Source organism: Rhodococcus sp. WY5 (assembly GCF_018588185.1).
Taxonomy (GTDB): Bacteria; Actinomycetota; Actinomycetes; order Mycobacteriales; family Mycobacteriaceae; genus Rhodococcus_F; species Rhodococcus_F qingshengii.
The window spans coordinates 2,881,626-2,899,374 of the sequence record NZ_JAAMPR010000001.1 but is presented as its reverse complement, the minus strand read 5'-3'; the positions used below and the strand labels follow the sequence as shown (position 1 = coordinate 2,899,374).

General features: G+C 63.7%; 15 protein-coding genes. 8 read left to right on the top strand and 7 right to left on the bottom strand.

What is annotated here, in order from left to right; all coding sequences use genetic code 11:
• Positions 1-8 precede the first annotated feature (8 nt).
• Positions 9-1,667 (top strand): ABC transporter ATP-binding protein, encoded by a 1,659-nt coding sequence (locus G4D79_RS13650; protein ID WP_235867842.1) that lies wholly within the window; start codon positions 9-11, stop codon positions 1,665-1,667.
• A complete protein-coding gene (locus tag G4D79_RS13645) occupies positions 1,664-3,421 on the top strand; it encodes an ABC transporter ATP-binding protein (protein WP_099697986.1) in 1,758 nt (585 codons plus the stop codon). Before G4D79_RS13650 ends, G4D79_RS13645 begins: the two co-directional genes overlap by 4 nt.
• A 43-nt stretch (positions 3,422-3,464) precedes the next feature.
• Here the strand turns inward: G4D79_RS13645 and G4D79_RS13640 are convergent, their stop codons facing one another.
• Positions 3,465-4,289 carry a helix-turn-helix transcriptional regulator gene (locus G4D79_RS13640; protein ID WP_180279613.1) on the bottom strand — a complete coding sequence of 275 codons (825 nt, stop codon included), beginning with the start codon at positions 4,287-4,289 and terminating at the stop codon, positions 3,465-3,467.
• A gap of 139 nt (positions 4,290-4,428) precedes the next feature.
• On the opposite strand from G4D79_RS13640, the gene G4D79_RS13635 reads away from it, so the two are divergent.
• Positions 4,429-5,919 (top strand): acetyl-CoA acetyltransferase, encoded by a 1,491-nt coding sequence (locus tag G4D79_RS13635; protein ID WP_099697984.1) that lies wholly within the window; start codon positions 4,429-4,431, stop codon positions 5,917-5,919.
• An 80-nt stretch (positions 5,920-5,999) separates the two neighbouring features.
• On the opposite strand, the gene G4D79_RS13630 is transcribed toward G4D79_RS13635, so the two are convergent.
• Positions 6,000-7,238 carry an HNH endonuclease signature motif containing protein gene (locus G4D79_RS13630; protein ID WP_099697983.1) on the bottom strand — a complete coding sequence of 413 codons (1,239 nt, stop codon included), beginning with the start codon at positions 7,236-7,238 and terminating at the stop codon, positions 6,000-6,002.
• A gap of 287 nt (positions 7,239-7,525) precedes the next feature.
• Between G4D79_RS13630 and G4D79_RS13625 the strand changes: the two genes are divergently transcribed.
• Entirely contained in the window at positions 7,526-8,023 is a 498-nt protein-coding gene (locus tag G4D79_RS13625; RefSeq protein WP_099697982.1) for a TetR/AcrR family transcriptional regulator, read from the top strand.
• On the opposite strand, the gene G4D79_RS13620 is transcribed toward G4D79_RS13625, so the two are convergent.
• The 4 genes from G4D79_RS13620 to G4D79_RS13605 form a co-directional block, all read right to left on the bottom strand.
• The gene (locus G4D79_RS13620; RefSeq protein WP_003946255.1) at positions 8,020-9,828 is read right to left on the bottom strand and encodes an ABC-F family ATP-binding cassette domain-containing protein; all 1,809 of its coding nucleotides are present in this window, start codon (positions 9,826-9,828) and stop codon (positions 8,020-8,022) included. The genes G4D79_RS13625 and G4D79_RS13620 overlap by 4 nt on opposite strands.
• Positions 9,828-10,763, bottom strand: a complete 936-nt coding sequence (locus tag G4D79_RS13615; protein WP_099697981.1) for a 4-(cytidine 5'-diphospho)-2-C-methyl-D-erythritol kinase — start codon at positions 10,761-10,763, stop codon at positions 9,828-9,830. The genes G4D79_RS13620 and G4D79_RS13615 overlap by 1 nt, the downstream gene beginning before the upstream one ends.
• 81 nt (positions 10,764-10,844) lie before the next feature.
• Positions 10,845-11,621 carry an ABC transporter permease gene (locus G4D79_RS13610; protein ID WP_042448972.1) on the bottom strand — a complete coding sequence of 259 codons (777 nt, stop codon included), beginning with the start codon at positions 11,619-11,621 and terminating at the stop codon, positions 10,845-10,847.
• Between the two features lie 36 nt (positions 11,622-11,657).
• On the bottom strand, positions 11,658-12,653 hold the full coding sequence (locus tag G4D79_RS13605; RefSeq protein ID WP_082654798.1) for an ABC transporter ATP-binding protein: 996 nt from the start codon (positions 12,651-12,653) through the stop codon (positions 11,658-11,660).
• A 97-nt stretch (positions 12,654-12,750) separates the two neighbouring features.
• On the opposite strand from G4D79_RS13605, the gene G4D79_RS13600 reads away from it, so the two are divergent.
• Positions 12,751-13,719 (top strand): YafY family protein, encoded by a 969-nt coding sequence (locus G4D79_RS13600; RefSeq protein WP_099698012.1) that lies wholly within the window; start codon positions 12,751-12,753, stop codon positions 13,717-13,719.
• Between the two features lie 96 nt (positions 13,720-13,815).
• On the opposite strand, the gene G4D79_RS13595 is transcribed toward G4D79_RS13600, so the two are convergent.
• Positions 13,816-14,019, bottom strand: coding sequence for a cold-shock protein (locus G4D79_RS13595; protein ID WP_003946232.1), 204 nt, complete (start codon positions 14,017-14,019; stop codon positions 13,816-13,818).
• Between the two features lie 314 nt (positions 14,020-14,333).
• Here G4D79_RS13595 and G4D79_RS13590 point away from each other — a divergent pair, with 314 nt between their 5' ends.
• From G4D79_RS13590 to G4D79_RS13580, 3 genes are read left to right on the top strand one after another with little or no spacing between them, the layout of a single operon-like run.
• Positions 14,334-14,543, top strand: a complete 210-nt coding sequence (locus G4D79_RS13590; protein WP_003946267.1) for a heavy-metal-associated domain-containing protein — start codon at positions 14,334-14,336, stop codon at positions 14,541-14,543.
• A 7-nt stretch (positions 14,544-14,550) separates the two neighbouring features.
• Positions 14,551-15,465 (top strand): hypothetical protein, encoded by a 915-nt coding sequence (locus G4D79_RS13585; protein ID WP_099697980.1) that lies wholly within the window; start codon positions 14,551-14,553, stop codon positions 15,463-15,465.
• On the top strand, positions 15,465-17,726 hold the full coding sequence (locus G4D79_RS13580) for a cation-translocating P-type ATPase (protein WP_003946240.1): 2,262 nt from the start codon (positions 15,465-15,467) through the stop codon (positions 17,724-17,726). Before G4D79_RS13585 ends, G4D79_RS13580 begins: the two co-directional genes overlap by 1 nt.
• Positions 17,727-17,749: the final 23 nt, after the last annotated feature.

Below are 17,749 nucleotides of genomic sequence, written 5' to 3'. Positions count from 1 at the left end.
TGGACCCAGTGCCTTCGACACCACTTCTTTCGGCCGAGACAAACGGTCCCCCAACCAGCCCGGCGATCACGCCGCGTCAGGTAATCACACGCGCGATCGCTTCCGAAGGTCGCGGAGCCAAGCTGGCGGCCGCGTCCGTCGGCTTCACCGGCCACCAGGTCGCGGAAGCGTTGGTGCCGGTGGTGATCGGTGCGGTGATCGACCGTGCTGTGGCGACCAGCGATGCCGCAGCGCTCGGAAAGTGGATCCTCGTTCTCGGAATTCTCTTCACCGGCTTGTTGCTCAGTTGGCGCTTCGCGGCGCGCATCTCCGATTCCGTCACCGAGCACGGAGCACATCGCTTGCGGATGGACATCGCGCGCCGAGGCCTCGATCCGCACGGCATGTCGCCGCGGCGTATGCCGGGCGAGGTCTACTCGATTGCAACATCCGACGCGGGTTCGGTGGCCGGATTCACGCACACGCTGAGCACCAAACTTGCGGCCGCCTGCGGAGTGCTGACCGCCGCGATTTCGCTACTGGTGATCTCGGTGCCACTCGGCCTGCTCGTCATCCTCGGCACTCCCCCGGTGCTGGCTCTCATGCAGGTGGTCAGTCGGCCGCTCGAACGCCGAGCCGAAACAGATCAATGGCAGGGCGCCAAGGCCGGCGCGCTAGCCGCAGATCTACTCTCCGGACTCCGAATCCTTTCCGGAATCGGCGCCGGAGATGCTGCAGCGCAGCGGTATCGGGGAGCCAGCCGGACTTCGTTGGAAGCAACCCTTCGCGCACAGAGATACCAAGCGATGTACTCCGCCGCCAACGTTGCGATCGCCGGCGCTTTCCTCGCCGTCATCGCGTACGTGGGCGGACGGATGGCAGCGTCCGGGAGCATCTCGGTCGGTGAATTCGTTGCCGTGGTTGGTCTGGCACAGTTCCTTCGGGGTCCGTTGATCGACATCATCTACTTCGGCGCCGGTCTGGCACGGGCGCGTGCTTCCGCCAACCGCGTCGCAGCACTTCTCGGGACCACCGAGGCTGTGACTCCCGCGGGTGAACCTGTGTCCCTGAATCACTCCGAGTTCCTGACGCTGCGCGACGTCGTGTTGGCCGGAGCGTCACCAGTCGATCTCGACGTCAAACGCGGCGAGATCATCGGCATCGTCACCGAGAATGCCGCATGGGCGGATGCGTTGGTCGACGCACTGGCGCGTCGAATCGAGCCTTCGAGCGGAACAATTCATCTCGGCGACAACGCCATTCACGAGCTGCACATCGACGAACTTCGCACTCACGTTCTGGCAGCACCGCACGACGCGGCACTGTTCATCGGCACAGTCGGCGACAACATCGACGCCCTCGCACCGATCGGCAGCCGCAACGACGAGGCCATCGCCGCTGCTGCGGCAGATCAAGTGATCTCGGCACTGCCGCTCGGCCTCGCAACCCGAGTCACCGAGCAAGGGAATTCTTTGTCCGGCGGTCAGCGTCAGCGCATCGCGTTGGCGAGGGCACTGGCGAGCGAAGCTCCCGTCCTGGTCCTGCACGATCCCACCACTGCCGTCGACTCCGTCACCGAAGCGCGCATTGCTCGCGGGATCGCCGAGGTACGCGGGGCGCACGCCACAATACTTCTGACCAGCAGCCCCGTGCTGCTCGATATCTGCGATCGGGTGATCGAGCTGTGAACGAACTACTCCCCACCGCAACACCGAAACAAGCGCGGCGCGCGGCACTTCGGTTGATGGGACCCCACCGGATTTCCGCGATCGCAGCAGTCGTCACCCTGACCGCCGCGACCGCGATCGGTCTGCTCACACCGCTGGTCCTCGGCGCCATGGTCGACGCCGTGACCGACGCAGACGGCGACGCTGTCTCTCGCATCGGCACACTGACTCTCGCGTTGGTCGGTATCGCGGTTGCCTCATCCCTTCTCGTCGGAGTGAGCAACTACCTGCTCGCCGGCGTCGGCGAGCGCGTTGTCGCCGACCTTCGCGAAGAAGTCGTCGTCCGGGTTCTCGACGTTCCGCAGAGCGACGTCGAACGGGCCGGGCGCGGAGATCTCGTCTCCCGCATCACCGGCGACGTGCGGTTGGTGACCCGGGCCGTATCCGAAGCACTTCCGGTTTTTGCCACCGCGGCACTGACCATCGTGTTGACCCTGATCGGATTGGGTAGCCTCGATTGGAGATTCGCCGTCGCCGCGGTGATCGCGGCACCCATCCAGATCCAGGCGCTGCGCTGGTACCTCTCGAGGTCGGCACCGGTCTACCGCGAGGAGCGGGAGGCAGAAGGTGCACGTGCGCAACAGCTCCTGGACTCGCTGAGCAACTCCGACACCGTCGGATCGCTTCGCCTGGCCCAGCCGCATCTCGAACAGATCGAATCTCGATCGATGACGGCCGTCCGGCTGAGCTTGTTGACCACGCGTCTACGCACCAGGTTCTTCGGCCGGCTCAACATCGCGGAGTTCATCGGCCTGTCCGCTGTGCTGATCACCGGCTTCTGGCTGGTGAAGGACGGTCAGATCAGCATCGGTGCCGCCACCGCCGCAGCCCTGTTCTTCCACCGCCTCTTCGATCCGGTGGGCGCGGTTCTCAGCGTGTTCGACGAATTGCAGGAAGGCACAATCGCGTTGGCTCGCCTGGTCGGAGTCACGCTTGCGCCCGTGCCATCTGCACCGACCGATCCGCAGGAACCTGTCGACAGCTCAGCTTCTTTGGAACGCGTCACATTCTCGTACCGAAGCGGCGACGCTCCTGTTCTGCGAGACATCGACATCACCATTCCGGCAGGAACCGTCACCGCACTGGTGGGCGCTACCGGAGCCGGAAAATCTACAGTCGCAAAGCTGATCGCGGGAACCTACGAACCGACCGAAGGCGTCGTGAAGATCGGGACGGTGCCCCGGAACGAACTGCCACCGTCGACATCTCGGAGCGCGGTGGCCCTCGTGACTCAGGAGGTCCACGTCTTCGCCGGCACGTTGGCCGAGGATCTGCGGCTGGCCGACCCGTCGGCAACCGACAACGATATCACCGCGGCGCTCGATACCGTCGGCGCGTCGGATTGGCTGCGGGCTCTCCCGGACGGACTCGAAACCGTGGTCGGAGACGGTGGACACCGGCTGACCGCAACACAGGCACAACAACTTGCGTTGGCAAGAATCGAATTACTGGATCCGCCGCTGCTGATTCTCGACGAGGCGACCGCCGAAGCGGGCAGCGCCGGAGCCAGGGTCCTCGACGATGCCGCTCTCGCTCTGACCCGAGGTCGCACTGCTGTCACAGTGGCACACCGACTCTCACAGGCCGTCGACGCCGATCAGATCCTGGTGATGGACGACGGCCGCGTCGTCGAGCACGGCTCTCACGACGAGTTGGTCAACCTCGGGGGTCGGTACGCGGAGCTGTGGGAAGCGTGGTCCGCGCCGCGGAGTTGACCGCGACGGTTGCACCGAGCACTTCCGCCCGGTGCAACCCAACTCAAGCGTGCAGAAGGTACGGCACCGATTCGGGCGCCACGCTCCCCTTGTTCATCATGCTGCCGGGTGTGCGGCCGGTGACCCGGCGGAACACTGCGACAAAGGCACTCGGAGTTTCGTATCCGACCCGCCTACTGACAACCGAAACCGGCACTCCAGCAGCTAAATACGTCAATGCTGCGCGGACACGTACCTGAATTCGCCACTGCGCAAAAGTCATTCCCGTGCCCTGCGCGAACACACGCGTCAGCGTACGGACGCTACCGCCAGCCGTCAGCGCCCATTCGGACAGCGACCGCTGGTCTGCCGGATTGGCGACCAACGCTTCGGCAACGAACAACGCTCGTGGATCGGTCGGCATCGGAACCTCCACCGCAGCGACTTCGAGCGGCTGCAACATGTCGAAGGCCACCCGCTCGGCGCGACTGCGCGCCTCGTCGGGCATGTTCCGCCGATGCATGTGCAGGAGTACCTCACGCAGGAGAGCGCTGACACCGAACAAGCCCGGAACACCCGACGGCGCCTCGTGAGCCTCGGGCCGGAAGTAGGTGCAGAAGAACTCCGTACCCGGACCGGCCTTCACGGCATGCAACACCCCGGCAGGCAGCCACAGTCCGGCCGAAGGCGGCACCTCCCAAGTGATGCCGTCAGCGACAACCGTGAGCATTCCACCGGAGTTTCCCCAGATCAGCTCATGTTCAGGATGACGATGCGGGGCCCACTGCCGCTGATGAGAGAGCTTCAGAGTCACCGTTGTCATCGAGTAGGGGTGATCGATGGAACGCGGCCCCACGGGCACCGAAATTCTCTCTGCCACAGCTGTCATGAAGACGAGTATAGGACTTTCGTTAGGCATACCTAAATAGGAACCCGAAAATCGTTGACTGTGACCCCAGAGTTACACATACCAGGGTCCCCGATATCGTGACTGCAACTCCCGGCTACGGGTCGGCAACGAGAGGTACATGATGGTTGACGCATCACGAATCCCGGTCATCGTCGGCGTCGGCGATCTGCGCTGGAATCCTGCCGACGGGCACCGCGAACCCCTCGATCTGATTCACGACGCCACCGTCGCCGCGTTGAACGACAGTGGACACGCTGAACTGGGAACACAGATCGATTCCGTGATCGCGATCAAGACAGTCAGCTGGTCGTACGACGATCTCCCCGGGCTACTCGCCTCACGATTAGGCGCGACCCCCACGGTCACCTCTACCTCGCCGATCGGTGGCCACTGGCCCGCGGCGCTCCTCGATCGGATCGGCGCGGCCATCGCTCGCGGTGAATCCTCGGCTGCTCTGCTCGTGGGCGGCGAATCGCACGCCAGCAGTACCGCCCTGCGAAAGTCCGGAGTCGCCCCCGACTCGATCGGGTGGACAGCCGCGCCGGGTGGGCCTCCCGGATTCGATCCGACCGACCTGGGAAGCGCCGAAATGCAGCGCGCCGGTTTCATCGTGCCGACTCGTGTCTACCCGCTCTTCGAGAACTGTTTCAGTGCTGCCGAGGGCCACGACGCCCGTGAATCGCTCGACTGGTCCGCGCGGATGTACGCCGCGTTCTCGGAACTGGCTTCGAAGAATCCCGCCTCCTGGACGTCGGAGATCCGATCGGCAGACGAGATCGGCACCGTCGGCCCCGGCAATCGGATGGTCTCCGAGCCGTACCCGCTGATGCTCAACGCCATGCCTTTCGTCAATCAGGCTGCGGCCGTTGTCGTCTGCTCGTTGTCGACGGCCCGCGAGTTCGGGATCGATGAAAACAAGCTGGTGTACCTCTGGGGCGGCGCAGGTGCGAGTGATCCGTTGGACATACTCAGCCGCAACAGCTTCGACAGCTCGGCCGCGATGCATGACGCCGTACATCGCACACTCGACGGTGCCGGAGTCGGCGCCGATGCACTCGACATCGTCGATGCCTACAGCTGCTTCCCGATCGTGCCCAAGCTGTTGATCCGCGAACTCGGACTTCCCGATACCGCGATCCCAAGCGTCACCGGAGGACACTCGTTCTTCGGCGGACCGCTCAACAGCTACACCCTGCATTCCGTCGCTGAAGTCACCAGGCGAATTCGCGACGGCGCGAACCTTGCCCTCGTCCACGGCAACGGTGGATTCCTCACCTACCAGCACTGCGTTCTGCTGTCGTCCGCCGCTCACGCTGGCGGGTACGTCGGTGATCCCGACGCACGCGCGCTAACTGCGGAGGTTCCGGAACTGATCACTGATTACACGGGCACGGCGGAAATAGTTACGGCCTCTGTCGAATACGGCCGCACCGGGGAGCCTGAGATCGGGTTCGTGATCGCGGCAACGCCGGACGGCGGCCGCGTCGCCGGTCACACCGGTCCCGAGAATGCCGCCGAACTGACCCAGCTTCGCGGTGACAACCCTCCGTCGATCGGGCGAACTGTTCACATCAGCGACGAGAACGGGCGACTCACGCTCACGTTCTGACAGTAGCGTTCTGACAGTAGACAGCCGTCAGCACCGGGGCATGGTTGTGCCCCGGTGCTCACGTCTTCAGTTGTCGCGATTCACGCCGCGGTGGGTGGGCTGTTCCCGCCGATCGGCTGCTGATACGGATCGATCGACATCGGTGGATAGAACACCGTCTTTCGATCCGGTCCGATCTCCACCCGCCATTCCGTGTGGTGCAGTGTCCGGTGGTGATGACCGCACAACAAGATCAGGTTGTCGAGATCTGTTGGGCCGCCATCGTTCCAGTGAACAATATGATGGGCATCGCACCACCCCGACGGTGTCCCGCACCCCGGAAACGCACACCCACCATCACGAACCGCCAACGCCCGCCGCTGCGGAACGGTCGCCGTTCTCGCTTCCTTACCGCAGTCGAGCGGAACACCACTCTCATCCAGGAGGATCCGGGTGACTGTGCAGTCGCACGCCAACATCCGGGCGGTGTCGATGCTGATGGGGCCCACCCAATCCGTCCACGCAAATCCCAGTTCCTCGGTGGACGGCAACAGGTCTTTCAGAACTTTAAGGTCGGTCATGTCTTTCGCGGACGCGGTGACCGTGATGTGCGGTTTCACTCCGCCTTCGATCGGGCCCAACCCCGCCCGCTCGTACCGCCGCAACAACTCGCAAAACCCGTCCGCACGCCGTAATGCCGGAGTACGCGTGTCCTTCACGCCGTCCTTCTCCGGCGTCGGCGCCGACAGACTCGACAACAACGTGATCAGACGTGCCCCGTTCACAGCATCCAGATCACCCTTCACAGTGACCCGCCCGTACAAGCCTTTCGAGGCGTAGAACTCGTTACGCTCCGAATCCTCACCCACCGGAACGCCGTCCTCACGCCTGCCGTACTGCTTCTCGATCCGCCGGATCGCTGCCCGCACCGCATCACAATCCGCAATGTTCTTCGACGCCAACCCCAACAGAATCCCGCGAGCCGTGTCCACATCCGCCAGGGTCATGTTCTTCGGCGGATGCTGACAAAACGACGCCACCTGCCGCGCCTTCAACGCATCCACGTCACCGCGATGAAACGCATCCGCGACAACAGGTTCGAGCATCAACAACCGCGCCAACCCGACCAGCAGACTGCACTCACCGATCTCCAGATTCGTCGAACCATGCAACCACTGCGCGATCGCCCGAAAACCCTTCCCGCCGAGAACCTCACGGGAAAACATCTCCACGATCAGCAACACCATCCGCGACTGCAATTCGTGTCGGGCGCGCACCAGATCCAGAACCTCACTCTTAAGGTCCTCGCCATCCAGCTGCCACGCTTCCCGACTGTCCATGCTCAAAGTTTAATCGAACATACTTTCGATAACCAGAGACAAACCGGACAACTTCGGGAACATGAAGACTTGAGACCTGTTGAAGTACATCACCATTCAGCTAGCCGTCAAAGACGACGCGATAGAGGACATATCCCGCGAAACACACAATCGCAACAACGCACAGCACAAGCAGGATGTCGAAAAAGATGACCACGCTTCACCCCAATCAGTTCGACCCACCGGCCACTTCTCCGTGCGGAGAAATTCTCCAAGCGGAGAAGAGGATATCACGGTATCTTCTCTGCGTGGAGAAATCGACTCGAGAAGCACTTCTGGACGCCGGGCTCGACCTGCTGGGCCGGGTTGGGTTTCGAGCCTGGTCGATGAGAGGCGTCGAAGACGAGGCGGGCGTGCCACACGGCAGCGCACGGCACTACTTCGCAAACCAGCGTGGACTGATAGTCGAGGTGGTGCGACACCTTCTGGACGGTGATCTTCCTCGCCCGGGCGAGACGCCGAAGCAACAGGTGGCCCGGTGGCTGGGGCCTGAATCCGGCCGCACTCGGGCGCGTTACGAACTGATCATCGCGTCATTCCACGATCCCGACCTCGCAGTGGAACTGGTGCTTGGTCGGGATCGGTTTGTCGACATCCTGGTCGAACGCGGCATGACCTCGTCCGATGCAACGGAGTTGGTCGCAGCACTGGACGGGCTCGTTCTGGACGCACTGCTGCGCAGGCATGCTCCGGAAACCCTGGATCCCGAGCGAATCTTCAAGAGGTTCGGGGCGAAGTTCCCCTAGCCGTCCAGCTCGGCGAAGAGCTCCATCCACTGCTCTTCGGCGGCTTCCTTGTCGGCGATGACCTGCTTGAGTTCTGCGCCGAGTTTCTGCAACTTGTCCGGGTCGGTGGCCGCGTCGGCGAGGGAAGCGTGCAGCTTCTTCTCTCGGTCGTCGAACTTCGCAATGGACCGCTCGAGCTTCGAAAGTTCCTTGCGTGCAGCGCGATCCGCGGCGCCGTCGCGGACCTGCTTGCTCTTCGACGCACCACTCGCCGTCGAAGCCACCGACGGGTTGTCGCCATCCCCCATTGCTGCGCGCCGACGCAGGTAGTCCTCGATACCACCGGGCAGGTTGGTGAGCTTGCGGTCACCGAAGAGCGCCCAGGTGGTGTCACAGATGCGCTCGATCAGGTACCGGTCGTGCGAGATGACCACCATGGTGCCCGCCCAGCCGTCGAGCAGATCTTCGAGTTGCTGAAGCGTGTCGATGTCGAGATCGTTGGTCGGCTCGTCGAGAAGCAGGACGTTGGGCTCGGCCATGAGGACACGCGTCAACTGCAGACGTCGGCGCTCACCACCGGAGAGATCACCGACTGGGGTGCGCTGACGCGCCGGCGTGAAGCCCAACCGCTCAGCCAGCTGACCCGCCGATACTTCCTTGTCTCCCAGCGTGATTCGCTCGGCTACATCCTTGACCGCGTCGAGTACGCGCATGTCGGTCGGTAGATCGTCGAGTTCCTGCTTGAGCCAACCGATGTGGACGGTCTGCCCCTGAATGCGCTTTCCGGCGGCAGGCTCGAGTTCGCCGGCCAGAGTCCGCAGCAGAGTCGTCTTGCCCGAGCCGTTGACACCGACCAGGCCTACACGCTCACCTGGAGCGAGACGCCAGGTCAGATCCTCGACGAGTACACGACCGTCCGGAGTCTCCAGACGCGCGTCTTCGAGTTCGATGACAACCTTGCCGAGCCGACGCTGCGCGAACGACGCAAGAGCGACCGCGTCACGAGGTGCCGGAACGTCGGCGATCAGGGCCTCTGCGGCCTCGATGCGGTACTTCGGCTTGGACGTACGGGCCGGCGCACCGCGGCGCAGCCATGCGAGTTCCTTGCGTGCAAGGTTGCGTCGACGCTCTTCGGAAGCGTCAGCCTGACGCGAGCGCTCGGCGCGAGCGAACACCCAGTCGTTGTAGCCACCCTCGTAGCTTTCGACGCCGCCGCCGACAACCTCCCAGGTGCGGGTGGCGACGGTGTCGAGGAACCAGCGATCGTGGGTCACGACGACAAGCGCGCTGCGACGCGAGACGAGGTGCTCGGCCAACCACTGAACACCTTCGACGTCGAGGTGGTTGGTGGGCTCGTCGAGCACCAGCAGGTCGAGGTCCTGAACCAGAGCCGCAGCGAGAGCCACGCGGCGACGCTCACCGCCGGACAGGCCGTCGACCTTGGCGTCCAATGCGGACCGCTCGCCACCGGCGCCCAAGTTGTCGATGCCGATACCCGAGAGCACCGAACGGATGCGCGCGTCGCCGGCCCATTCGTGTTGCGCCACTCCGAGCGGCCCCAGGACCACTTCACCGACAGTGGAGCCGGGAGGCAGCACACCGCGCTGCGTCACGACGGCCATACGCAATCCGCCGACGCGGCTGACGCGTCCCGAATCCGGCTGCTCCACACCCGCGAGGACTTCGAGCATGGTCGTCTTACCGCCACCGTTGAGACCGACGACGCCGATGCGCTCGCCCTCCTCGACGCCCAGGGAGACCCCGTCGAGCAACGGCTTGACGCCGAAAGACTTCGACACGTTTTCCAGATTGATCAGATTCGCCATCAGTGCTGTCCCTTTGCCGCATTGTCGAGTATTCGTGCTCCGGGAACGGGTCCGCTCGCCACGCGAACGGTGCGGCACACCCCCGCTCCCGCAAGTTCTGCGCTCACTTCCACCGCGGACTGTGCGTCGGCGCAGAGAAAGGCGCATGTCGGTCCGGAGCCGGAGACGATGCCGGCCAAAGCTCCGGCTTCGACGCCCGCTCGAAGCGTCCGTCGTAGATCCGGGTTGAGTGAGAGTGCCGCCGCCTGCAGATCGTTGCCGAGCAGCGACGCAAGCAGATGAGCGTCACCCGTGGTCAGTGCCTGGATCAACGCATCGGCGCTCCCCACCCGTTTCGGGGAGCCCTCTGCCCGCAGCTTGTCCAGCTCGCGGAACACGACCGGTGTGCTCAAGCCACCCTTCGCCAGCGCCAACACCCAGTGAAAAGTGTGGCGGGTCAACACGGGGACAAGTTGTTCGCCGCGGCCGGTTCCGAGGGCAGTGCCACCGTGCAGCGAGAACGGAACGTCACTCCCGAGGCGTGCCGCAAAAGCGTCGAGATCAGGCCGCGGGAAGTCGAGCTTCCACAAAGCGTTGAGCGCAACCAAAGCGGCGGCTGCGTCGGCACTCCCGCCGGCCATTCCACCTGCGACGGGGATGCCTTTCTCGATGACTATCTCGACGTTCGGGGCCACGCCACCCTCGACGGCGAGCATCTCGGCGGCACGCCACACGAGGTTGGTGCGATCGGTCGGCACGGCCGCGGCGTCGTCGCCGATCACCCGCACGGTCAAGGTGTCCGCAGGCGCCACCGTGAGGGTGTCTGCCAGCGACAATGCCTGAAAAACCGTCGTCAGCTCGTGATAGCCGTCGTCTCGCAGGTCCCCGACGGCAAGGTGGAGATTCACCTTGGACGGGGCCCGGACGACTACGGGGCGTGGAACGACGGAGAGCACAAGGAACAACAATAGGCGCTGCGAACACCTGGGCGAAAACCTGCGACCGCAGCAGCCCGTCCGACAGCCAGCACACCCACGCTATTTCACCGCGCGCACACCTACGCCCAGACCGACCACCGCCACGCCCAAGGCGGCGACGATTCCTGCCAGAACGCTGCTCGACGCGAAGTCTCCGGCAAAGAGTGCCCGCTCGGCGTCTACGACGTAGCCGAGCGGATTGATGTTCACGAGGACCTTCATCCAACCTGGTGCGTCCTCGAGTGGAAGCATGGTTCCCGACAGGATCAGGAGCGGGAACATCAGCGTCTGCTGAACGACCCAGAACATCCAATCCTGCTCCCGCACAGCCAGAGCGAGAGCGTACGAGAGCGCACCGAGTCCGACGCCGAACACTCCCAGCAGGACTATCCCGAGCGCGGCTCCCGCTGCATTGACGTCCAATCCGAGCGGAAGTGCGACCAGAATGATCAGAATCGCCTGCGCGGCAAGCGGAACCATCTCCTTGCACGCTCGCCCGATCAACAAGGACGAGCGTCGGAGCGGAGTCACCAACATTCGCTCGTGCGATCCCTGCTGCATCTCCATCAGGAGGTTGGACCCGGTCATCGTCGTTCCGAAGATCGCGATCATCACCAACACACCGGGAATGAACCAATTCCATACGCCGTCACCGGTACCCGGAACCCCTTTGAGCAGAGGCCCGAACAACGCCAACAGGATCAGCGGCTGGATGAGGCTGAAGATGACGCTGACCGGGTCGCGCAACATCGGTCGCAGCTCACGGCCCATCACGATTGCGCTGTCTCGAACGATGTTGCCGTGCACGGTACGTGGGGTATCGAGTGTGATTGTCATGGCGGATTCCTGTTCGTCGAAGTTCTTTGTCGTGTTTCAGGAAGCGACCGCGGCGGCGCTCTCGCGCAGGCTGCGGCCGGTGAGAGTGAGGAAGACGTCGTCGAGAGTCGGCCTGGTGATGTCGGCAGTGAGTGCGCGGGCACCACGGGCATCGGCTTCACGCAGCAACACCGGTAGCGTCGAATCACCCTCGCCGGCACGGATACTCACCGAACTCGCCTGGACGGTGACGTCACGCACAGTGACAAGTCGCTCGGCCACCGACGCTGCGACGGCGGCCGCCTCGACGCTGTCGAAGGTGAGCAACAAATGATCTCCGGCAAGATCAGCCTTGAGTGCGGCAGCGGTGTTGTCCGCGATGACAGTGCCTTCGTCGATGACGATGACCCGCTCTGCCATCGAATCCGCTTCTTCGAGGTAGTGCGTGGTCAGCACGATCGTGGTGCCCATCTCGCGCCGCAGCCGGAGGATGTGGTCCCAGAGGTTGGCCCGACTCTGCGGGTCCATGCCCGTGGTCGGCTCGTCGAGGAACAGGAGCGGTGGGCGATGGACCAGGCCCAGAGCGATATCGAGCCGCCGTCGCTGCCCGCCGGACAACGTACTGACCTTTCGAGTGCCCAACTCGGTGAGTTCGAGATCACGCAGCAGCTCGTCGGCCCGGACCTGCGAGTCACCCTTGGGCATTCCGTAGCACAACCCCTGCGTCACCAACTCGTCGCGAACTCGCTGGTTGTGGCCGGCGCCGTTCCCCTGCCCGACGTATCCGAGGCTCGATCGCACCTCGTTTCGTGCCGCAGCGATGTCAAATCCTGCGATTCGCGCGCTGCCGGACGTGGGCTCGAGCAAGGTGGTCAGCATGCGCAACGTCGTCGATTTCCCGGCGCCGTTCGGCCCCAGCAAGGCAACCAACTCACCCTCCGCTACGTCGAGCGTGACTCCCTTGACTGCTTCCACGAGTTTCTTGCCCTGAGCGAAGTGCTTGGTGAGCGCCTTCGTCTCGATCATCGGTCCGCCGTCGTTGATGCGACTCATGATGTGGCCCCAATTTCTTCTCGATTGGTCGGATGCGGACCAACCTAAATTCAATTGAGGACGCATTGGGTCCTAAATGTTTGGCAGACTTCTGGCCATGAAGGAGACATCGGCTCGCCTACTGCGGTTGCTGTCACTGCTCCAGACGCGTCGAGACTGGTCCGGTGCCGAACTCGCGGACAAACTCGCGATCACCCCGCGCACAGTCAGACGTGACGTGGACCGCCTCCGCGATCTCGGCTACCCGGTCGACGCGACAGTCGGAGTCGGTGGCGGATATCGCCTGGGAGCGGGCGCGGAGATGCCCCCGCTACAGCTCGATGACGAAGAAGTGCTCGCGGTGGCACTTTCACTGCAGTCCGGAGCGACCGGCTCGGTGGTCGGCATCGGCGAGGCCTCGATGCGCGCGCTGGCGAAGCTGCGGCAGATCATGCCGTCGAGGCTGCGACACCGTCTGGAGTCGCTGTCGATCGACGTCGTGCCACGCGAGCCCGCCGCGAGCGCAGTCGATGCGTCGGTCTTGTCCGCCATCGCGTCGGTGTGCCACAACCACGAACGCCTGCGATTCGACTACAGCACTCACGACGGCACCCAGAGCCGGCGCGAGGTGGAACCGTACCGGCTCGTACGGTCGGGTGTCCGGTGGTATCTGGTGGCCTGGGATCTCGCTCGCGAAGACTGGCGATCATTTCGCGTAGACAGAATGGAACCCAAGATCCCCACCGGCCCACGATTCGTGCCGCGGGAACTACCCGCCGGTGGTGCAGCAGACTTCGTTTCCCGCGGTGTCGCTCGGGCCTATTCCTCCACGCGCGCAACAGTTCTACTGCATGCACCCATCGAGCAGATAGCACCGATGGTCAACGAACAGTGGGGATCGGCGGAGTCCACCGACGAAGGGCGTTGCGTCATAGTGCTTTCGGGCACTTCTCTGCGATCGATCGCACACTGGCTCAGAGCTTTCGACGTCGATTTCACCGTTGTGAATCCACCTGAACTCCGCGAGGAATGCCGCACGATCGCGGCGGAAACGGCAGTCGCCACTCAGCGGTATCTCGATGCATGACGGCGTTTTTCACCCAAATACAACAAGACCCCAACTCCGAAGAGTTGGGGTCTTGTCAGTACGTCATGCGTCGGTTGCCCGACTCACATGGACGTCTTAGACGATGGTAACGCCGGTGGCCTGCGGGCCCTTGTTGCCCTGACCGATCTCGAACGCCACGCGCTGGTTCTCCTCGAGAGTGCGGAAGCCGCCACTCTGGATCTCGGAGTAGTGAACGAAGACGTCAGCACTGCCGTCTTCGGGAGCGATGAAGCCGAACCCCTTCTCGGAGTTGAACCACTTCACGATGCCCTCTGCCATGTAAATCTCCTCTAACACAGTGTCAACAGGCAGTCGCTTCGACCGCCCGGGTCACTTACTACGACCGTTCTGAGACAAATCCGTGGAGGATGTCCAAACGCTCGCAACCTAACCATTTGCGAGCGTGGAAACACAAACACAAACACTTACGACCACCACAAGTAGACCACACATCCGCCGTGTTGTCTCCCCTGAGGCCTTCATCACTGCCCAGCCCGTTGACATGCATACCCCCTGGGGGTACCTTCGATTGCAGAGCGATACCTACACCGGGTATCCGTAAAATAAGCTTTCCACAACCGAAGGGACCAGCGATGACCACCGCCGAATACACCGTTTCCGGAATGACCTGCGGACACTGCGTCGGATCCGTCAAGGAAGAGATCGGCAACATCGCGGGAGTAACCGCGGTGGATGTCGAACTGGCGAGCGGACGCGTCGTCGTCACCAGCGATGCTCCCGTCTCCGCAGCCGACGTCGTCGCAGCAGTCGACGAAGCCGGCTACGCAGTCGTACCAAGCTGAGTCAGCCGTGCGCACCTCGACAACACTTGCCGCCTACGCCGTAGGGCTGGTCGCCGTCTTCGGCGCCGCCCTCGGCGTGGGGGCCGCAATCGGAAGCCCGATAGACATGTCCACCACCCAGCACAGCACCCACGAATCAACCACCGAATCGATGCCAGGCATGGATTCGGCAACACCTGCAGGACTCGAAGTCTCTTCCGGCGGATACACACTCACCGATGTGACCGCACCCGGTCGAGCTGGGGAGCCGGGAACCTTGACCTTCCGGATTCTCGACGACACCAACACGCCCGTCGTCGATTTCGACCTCCTGCACGAGAAGAAACTCCACCTCATTGTCGTCCGAAACGACACCAGCGAATTCCGCCACGTACATCCGTCCCTCGCTGCAGACGGCACCTGGTCGATCGACTGGGCCTGGCCCGCCGCCGGCACCTACCGAGTCTTCGCGGACTTCGATCCCACCGATGGCACCCAACTGACACTCGGCCGAAACTTCGACGTGGCAGGCGAATTCACTCCCGCGCCGCTACCTGCGAAGAGCGCGACCGCAACCGTCGACGGATACACCGTGACTCTCGACGGTGATCTGACCACTGCCGGCGGCCCGATCACGCTGAGCGTTGCTCGCGACGGAGCCCCGGTCACCGATCTCGATCCGTACGTCGGTGCCTTCGGTCACCTCGTTGCCCTGCGCACCGGCGACCTCGCCTACCTGCACGTGCACCCCGAAGGCGAGCCAGGCGACGGCGTCACAGCTCCTGGTCCGGACATTTCCTTCCACGCACAGGCACCGAGCGAAGGCACATACCGACTGTTCCTCGACTTCCAGCACGAGGGCGTGGTTCGGACCGCCGAATTCACTGTTGATGCAGGCACTTCCACAGCTTCAGTTCCAGACAATCACGAGGGAGGGCACTGATGACGTCACCGACTGCGGTCGACAATGCTGCCAACTCGAGCAGCGTCGAACTCGCGATCACCGGGATGACCTGCGCCTCCTGTGCGTCACGAATCGAGAAGAAGCTCAACAAGATCGACGGCGTCACAGCCACCGTCAACTACGCGACGGAGAAGGCCAAGGTCACCTTCCCGGACGGGGTACCCGTCGAAGATCTGGTCACTGCCGTCGAGAACGCCGGTTATTCCGCCGCGCTCCCCAAGCCGCCCAGCGCGCCGGACACCGTCGACCCGGATGCGGAAACCCCGCAGGATCGTGATCTGCGCGAGCTCCGTACTCGCCTGATCATCTCGACTCTCCTCTCCGTGCCGGTCATCGCTATGGCGATGATTCCTGCGCTGCAGTTCGACAACTGGCAATGGCTCTCCCTCACACTGGCCGCACCGGTCATCGTGTGGGCGGCCCTCCCCTTCCACCGGGCTGCCTGGGTGAACCTGCGTCACGGCGCGGCCACGATGGACACGCTCATTTCGCTGGGCACCATCTCGGCCTTCGTCTGGTCGCTCTACGCACTGTTCTTCGGCACTGCGGGCGAAGCCGGTATGAAGCACGCCTTCCGGCTGACGGTCGACCGGATGGACGGCAGCGCCAACATCTACCTCGAAGTTGCCGCGGGCGTCATCACGTTCGTGCTGGCCGGACGCTACTTCGAGCACAAGTCCAAGCGCACGTCCGGCGCCGCACTGCGCGCACTCATGGAACTCGGTGCGAAAGACGTCGCGGTATTGCGCAACGGCGTCGAAGTACGAATCCCCGCCGAAGAACTGGCAGCGGGCGACTCCTTCATCGTCCGGCCCGGCGAGAAGATCGCCACCGACGGCATCATCACCGAGGGCCGCTCAGCCGTCGACATGAGCATGTTGACCGGCGAATCCGTGCCGGAGGAAGTCGGTGTCGGGGACACTGTCGTCGGCGCCACCGTTAACGTCGGTGGAACCTTGACCGTCGAGGCCACCCGGGTCGGGAGCGACACCCAACTCGCCCAGATGGCGGCACTGGTCGAAGACGCACAGAACGGCAAGGCCGAAGTTCAGCGCCTCGCCGATCGGATCGCCGGTATCTTCGTGCCGGTCGTCATCGCGATTGCCGTTGCGACACTGGGCTACTGGCTCGGTACCGGCAACCCCATCGAGATGGCGTTCACCGCTGCGGTCGCCGTGCTGATCATCGCGTGCCCCTGTGCTCTCGGATTGGCAACGCCCACAGCTCTGTTGGTGGGCACGGGCCGCGGAGCCCAGATGGGAATCCTCATCAAGGGACCCGAGGTGCTCGAATCGACGCGCGCAGTCGACACCGTCGTGCTCGACAAGACGGGAACCGTCACCACCGGTCAGATGACATTGCTGGACACCGTGGTGGGCGAAGGAACAACCGTCGACGAGGTCCTTCGGCTGGCCGGCGCACTCGAACATCGCTCCGAGCACCCCATCGCCGCAGCGATTGCGAAGGGTGCGACCGAAGCTGTGGGCGAATTGCCTACGGTCGAGGATTTCGTGAACGTCGCCGGGCGCGGCGTGCAGGGAATGGTCGACGGTCACGCCGTCGTCGCGGGCCGAGACGCGCTGCTCGCCGACTGGTCGATGCCGTTGCCGGAAAATCTCCGCGAGGCGAAGGCTGCAGCAGAGAAGGCCGGGCGCACCGCAATCGCGGTGGGCTGGGACGGCAAGGCGCACGGCATCCTCGTGATCGCCGACGCGGTCAAGGACACGAGCGCCGAAGCAATCGCGCAGTTGAAAGCACTCGGCCTCGAACCGGTTCTGCTGACCGGTGACAACGCCACCGTTGCTCGCACTGTCGCGGATCAGGTCGGGATCAGCACCGTCTTCGCCGAGGTCATGCCTGCGGACAAGGTCGACGCCGTCAAGAAACTGCAAGCGGAAGGACGCGTCGTGGCCATGGTCGGCGACGGCGTGAACGACGCGGCAGCCCTGGCTCAGGCCGATCTCGGCCTGGCGATGGGCACGGGTACCGACGTTGCGATCGAGGCCAGCGACATCACTCTGGTGCGAGGTGACCTGCGGTCGGCGGCCGATGCAATTCGACTGTCCCGCAAGACGCTCAAGACCATCAAGGGCAACCTGTTCTGGGCATTCGCCTACAACACGGCTGCGATCCCGCTGGCTGCGGCCGGCCTGCTCAACCCGATGCTCGCCGGTGCCGCAATGGCATTCAGCAGTGTGTTCGTGGTGAGCAACAGCCTGAGGTTGCGGCGGTTCAAATAAGGGGGCAAGCCCCTGTGCGCGGT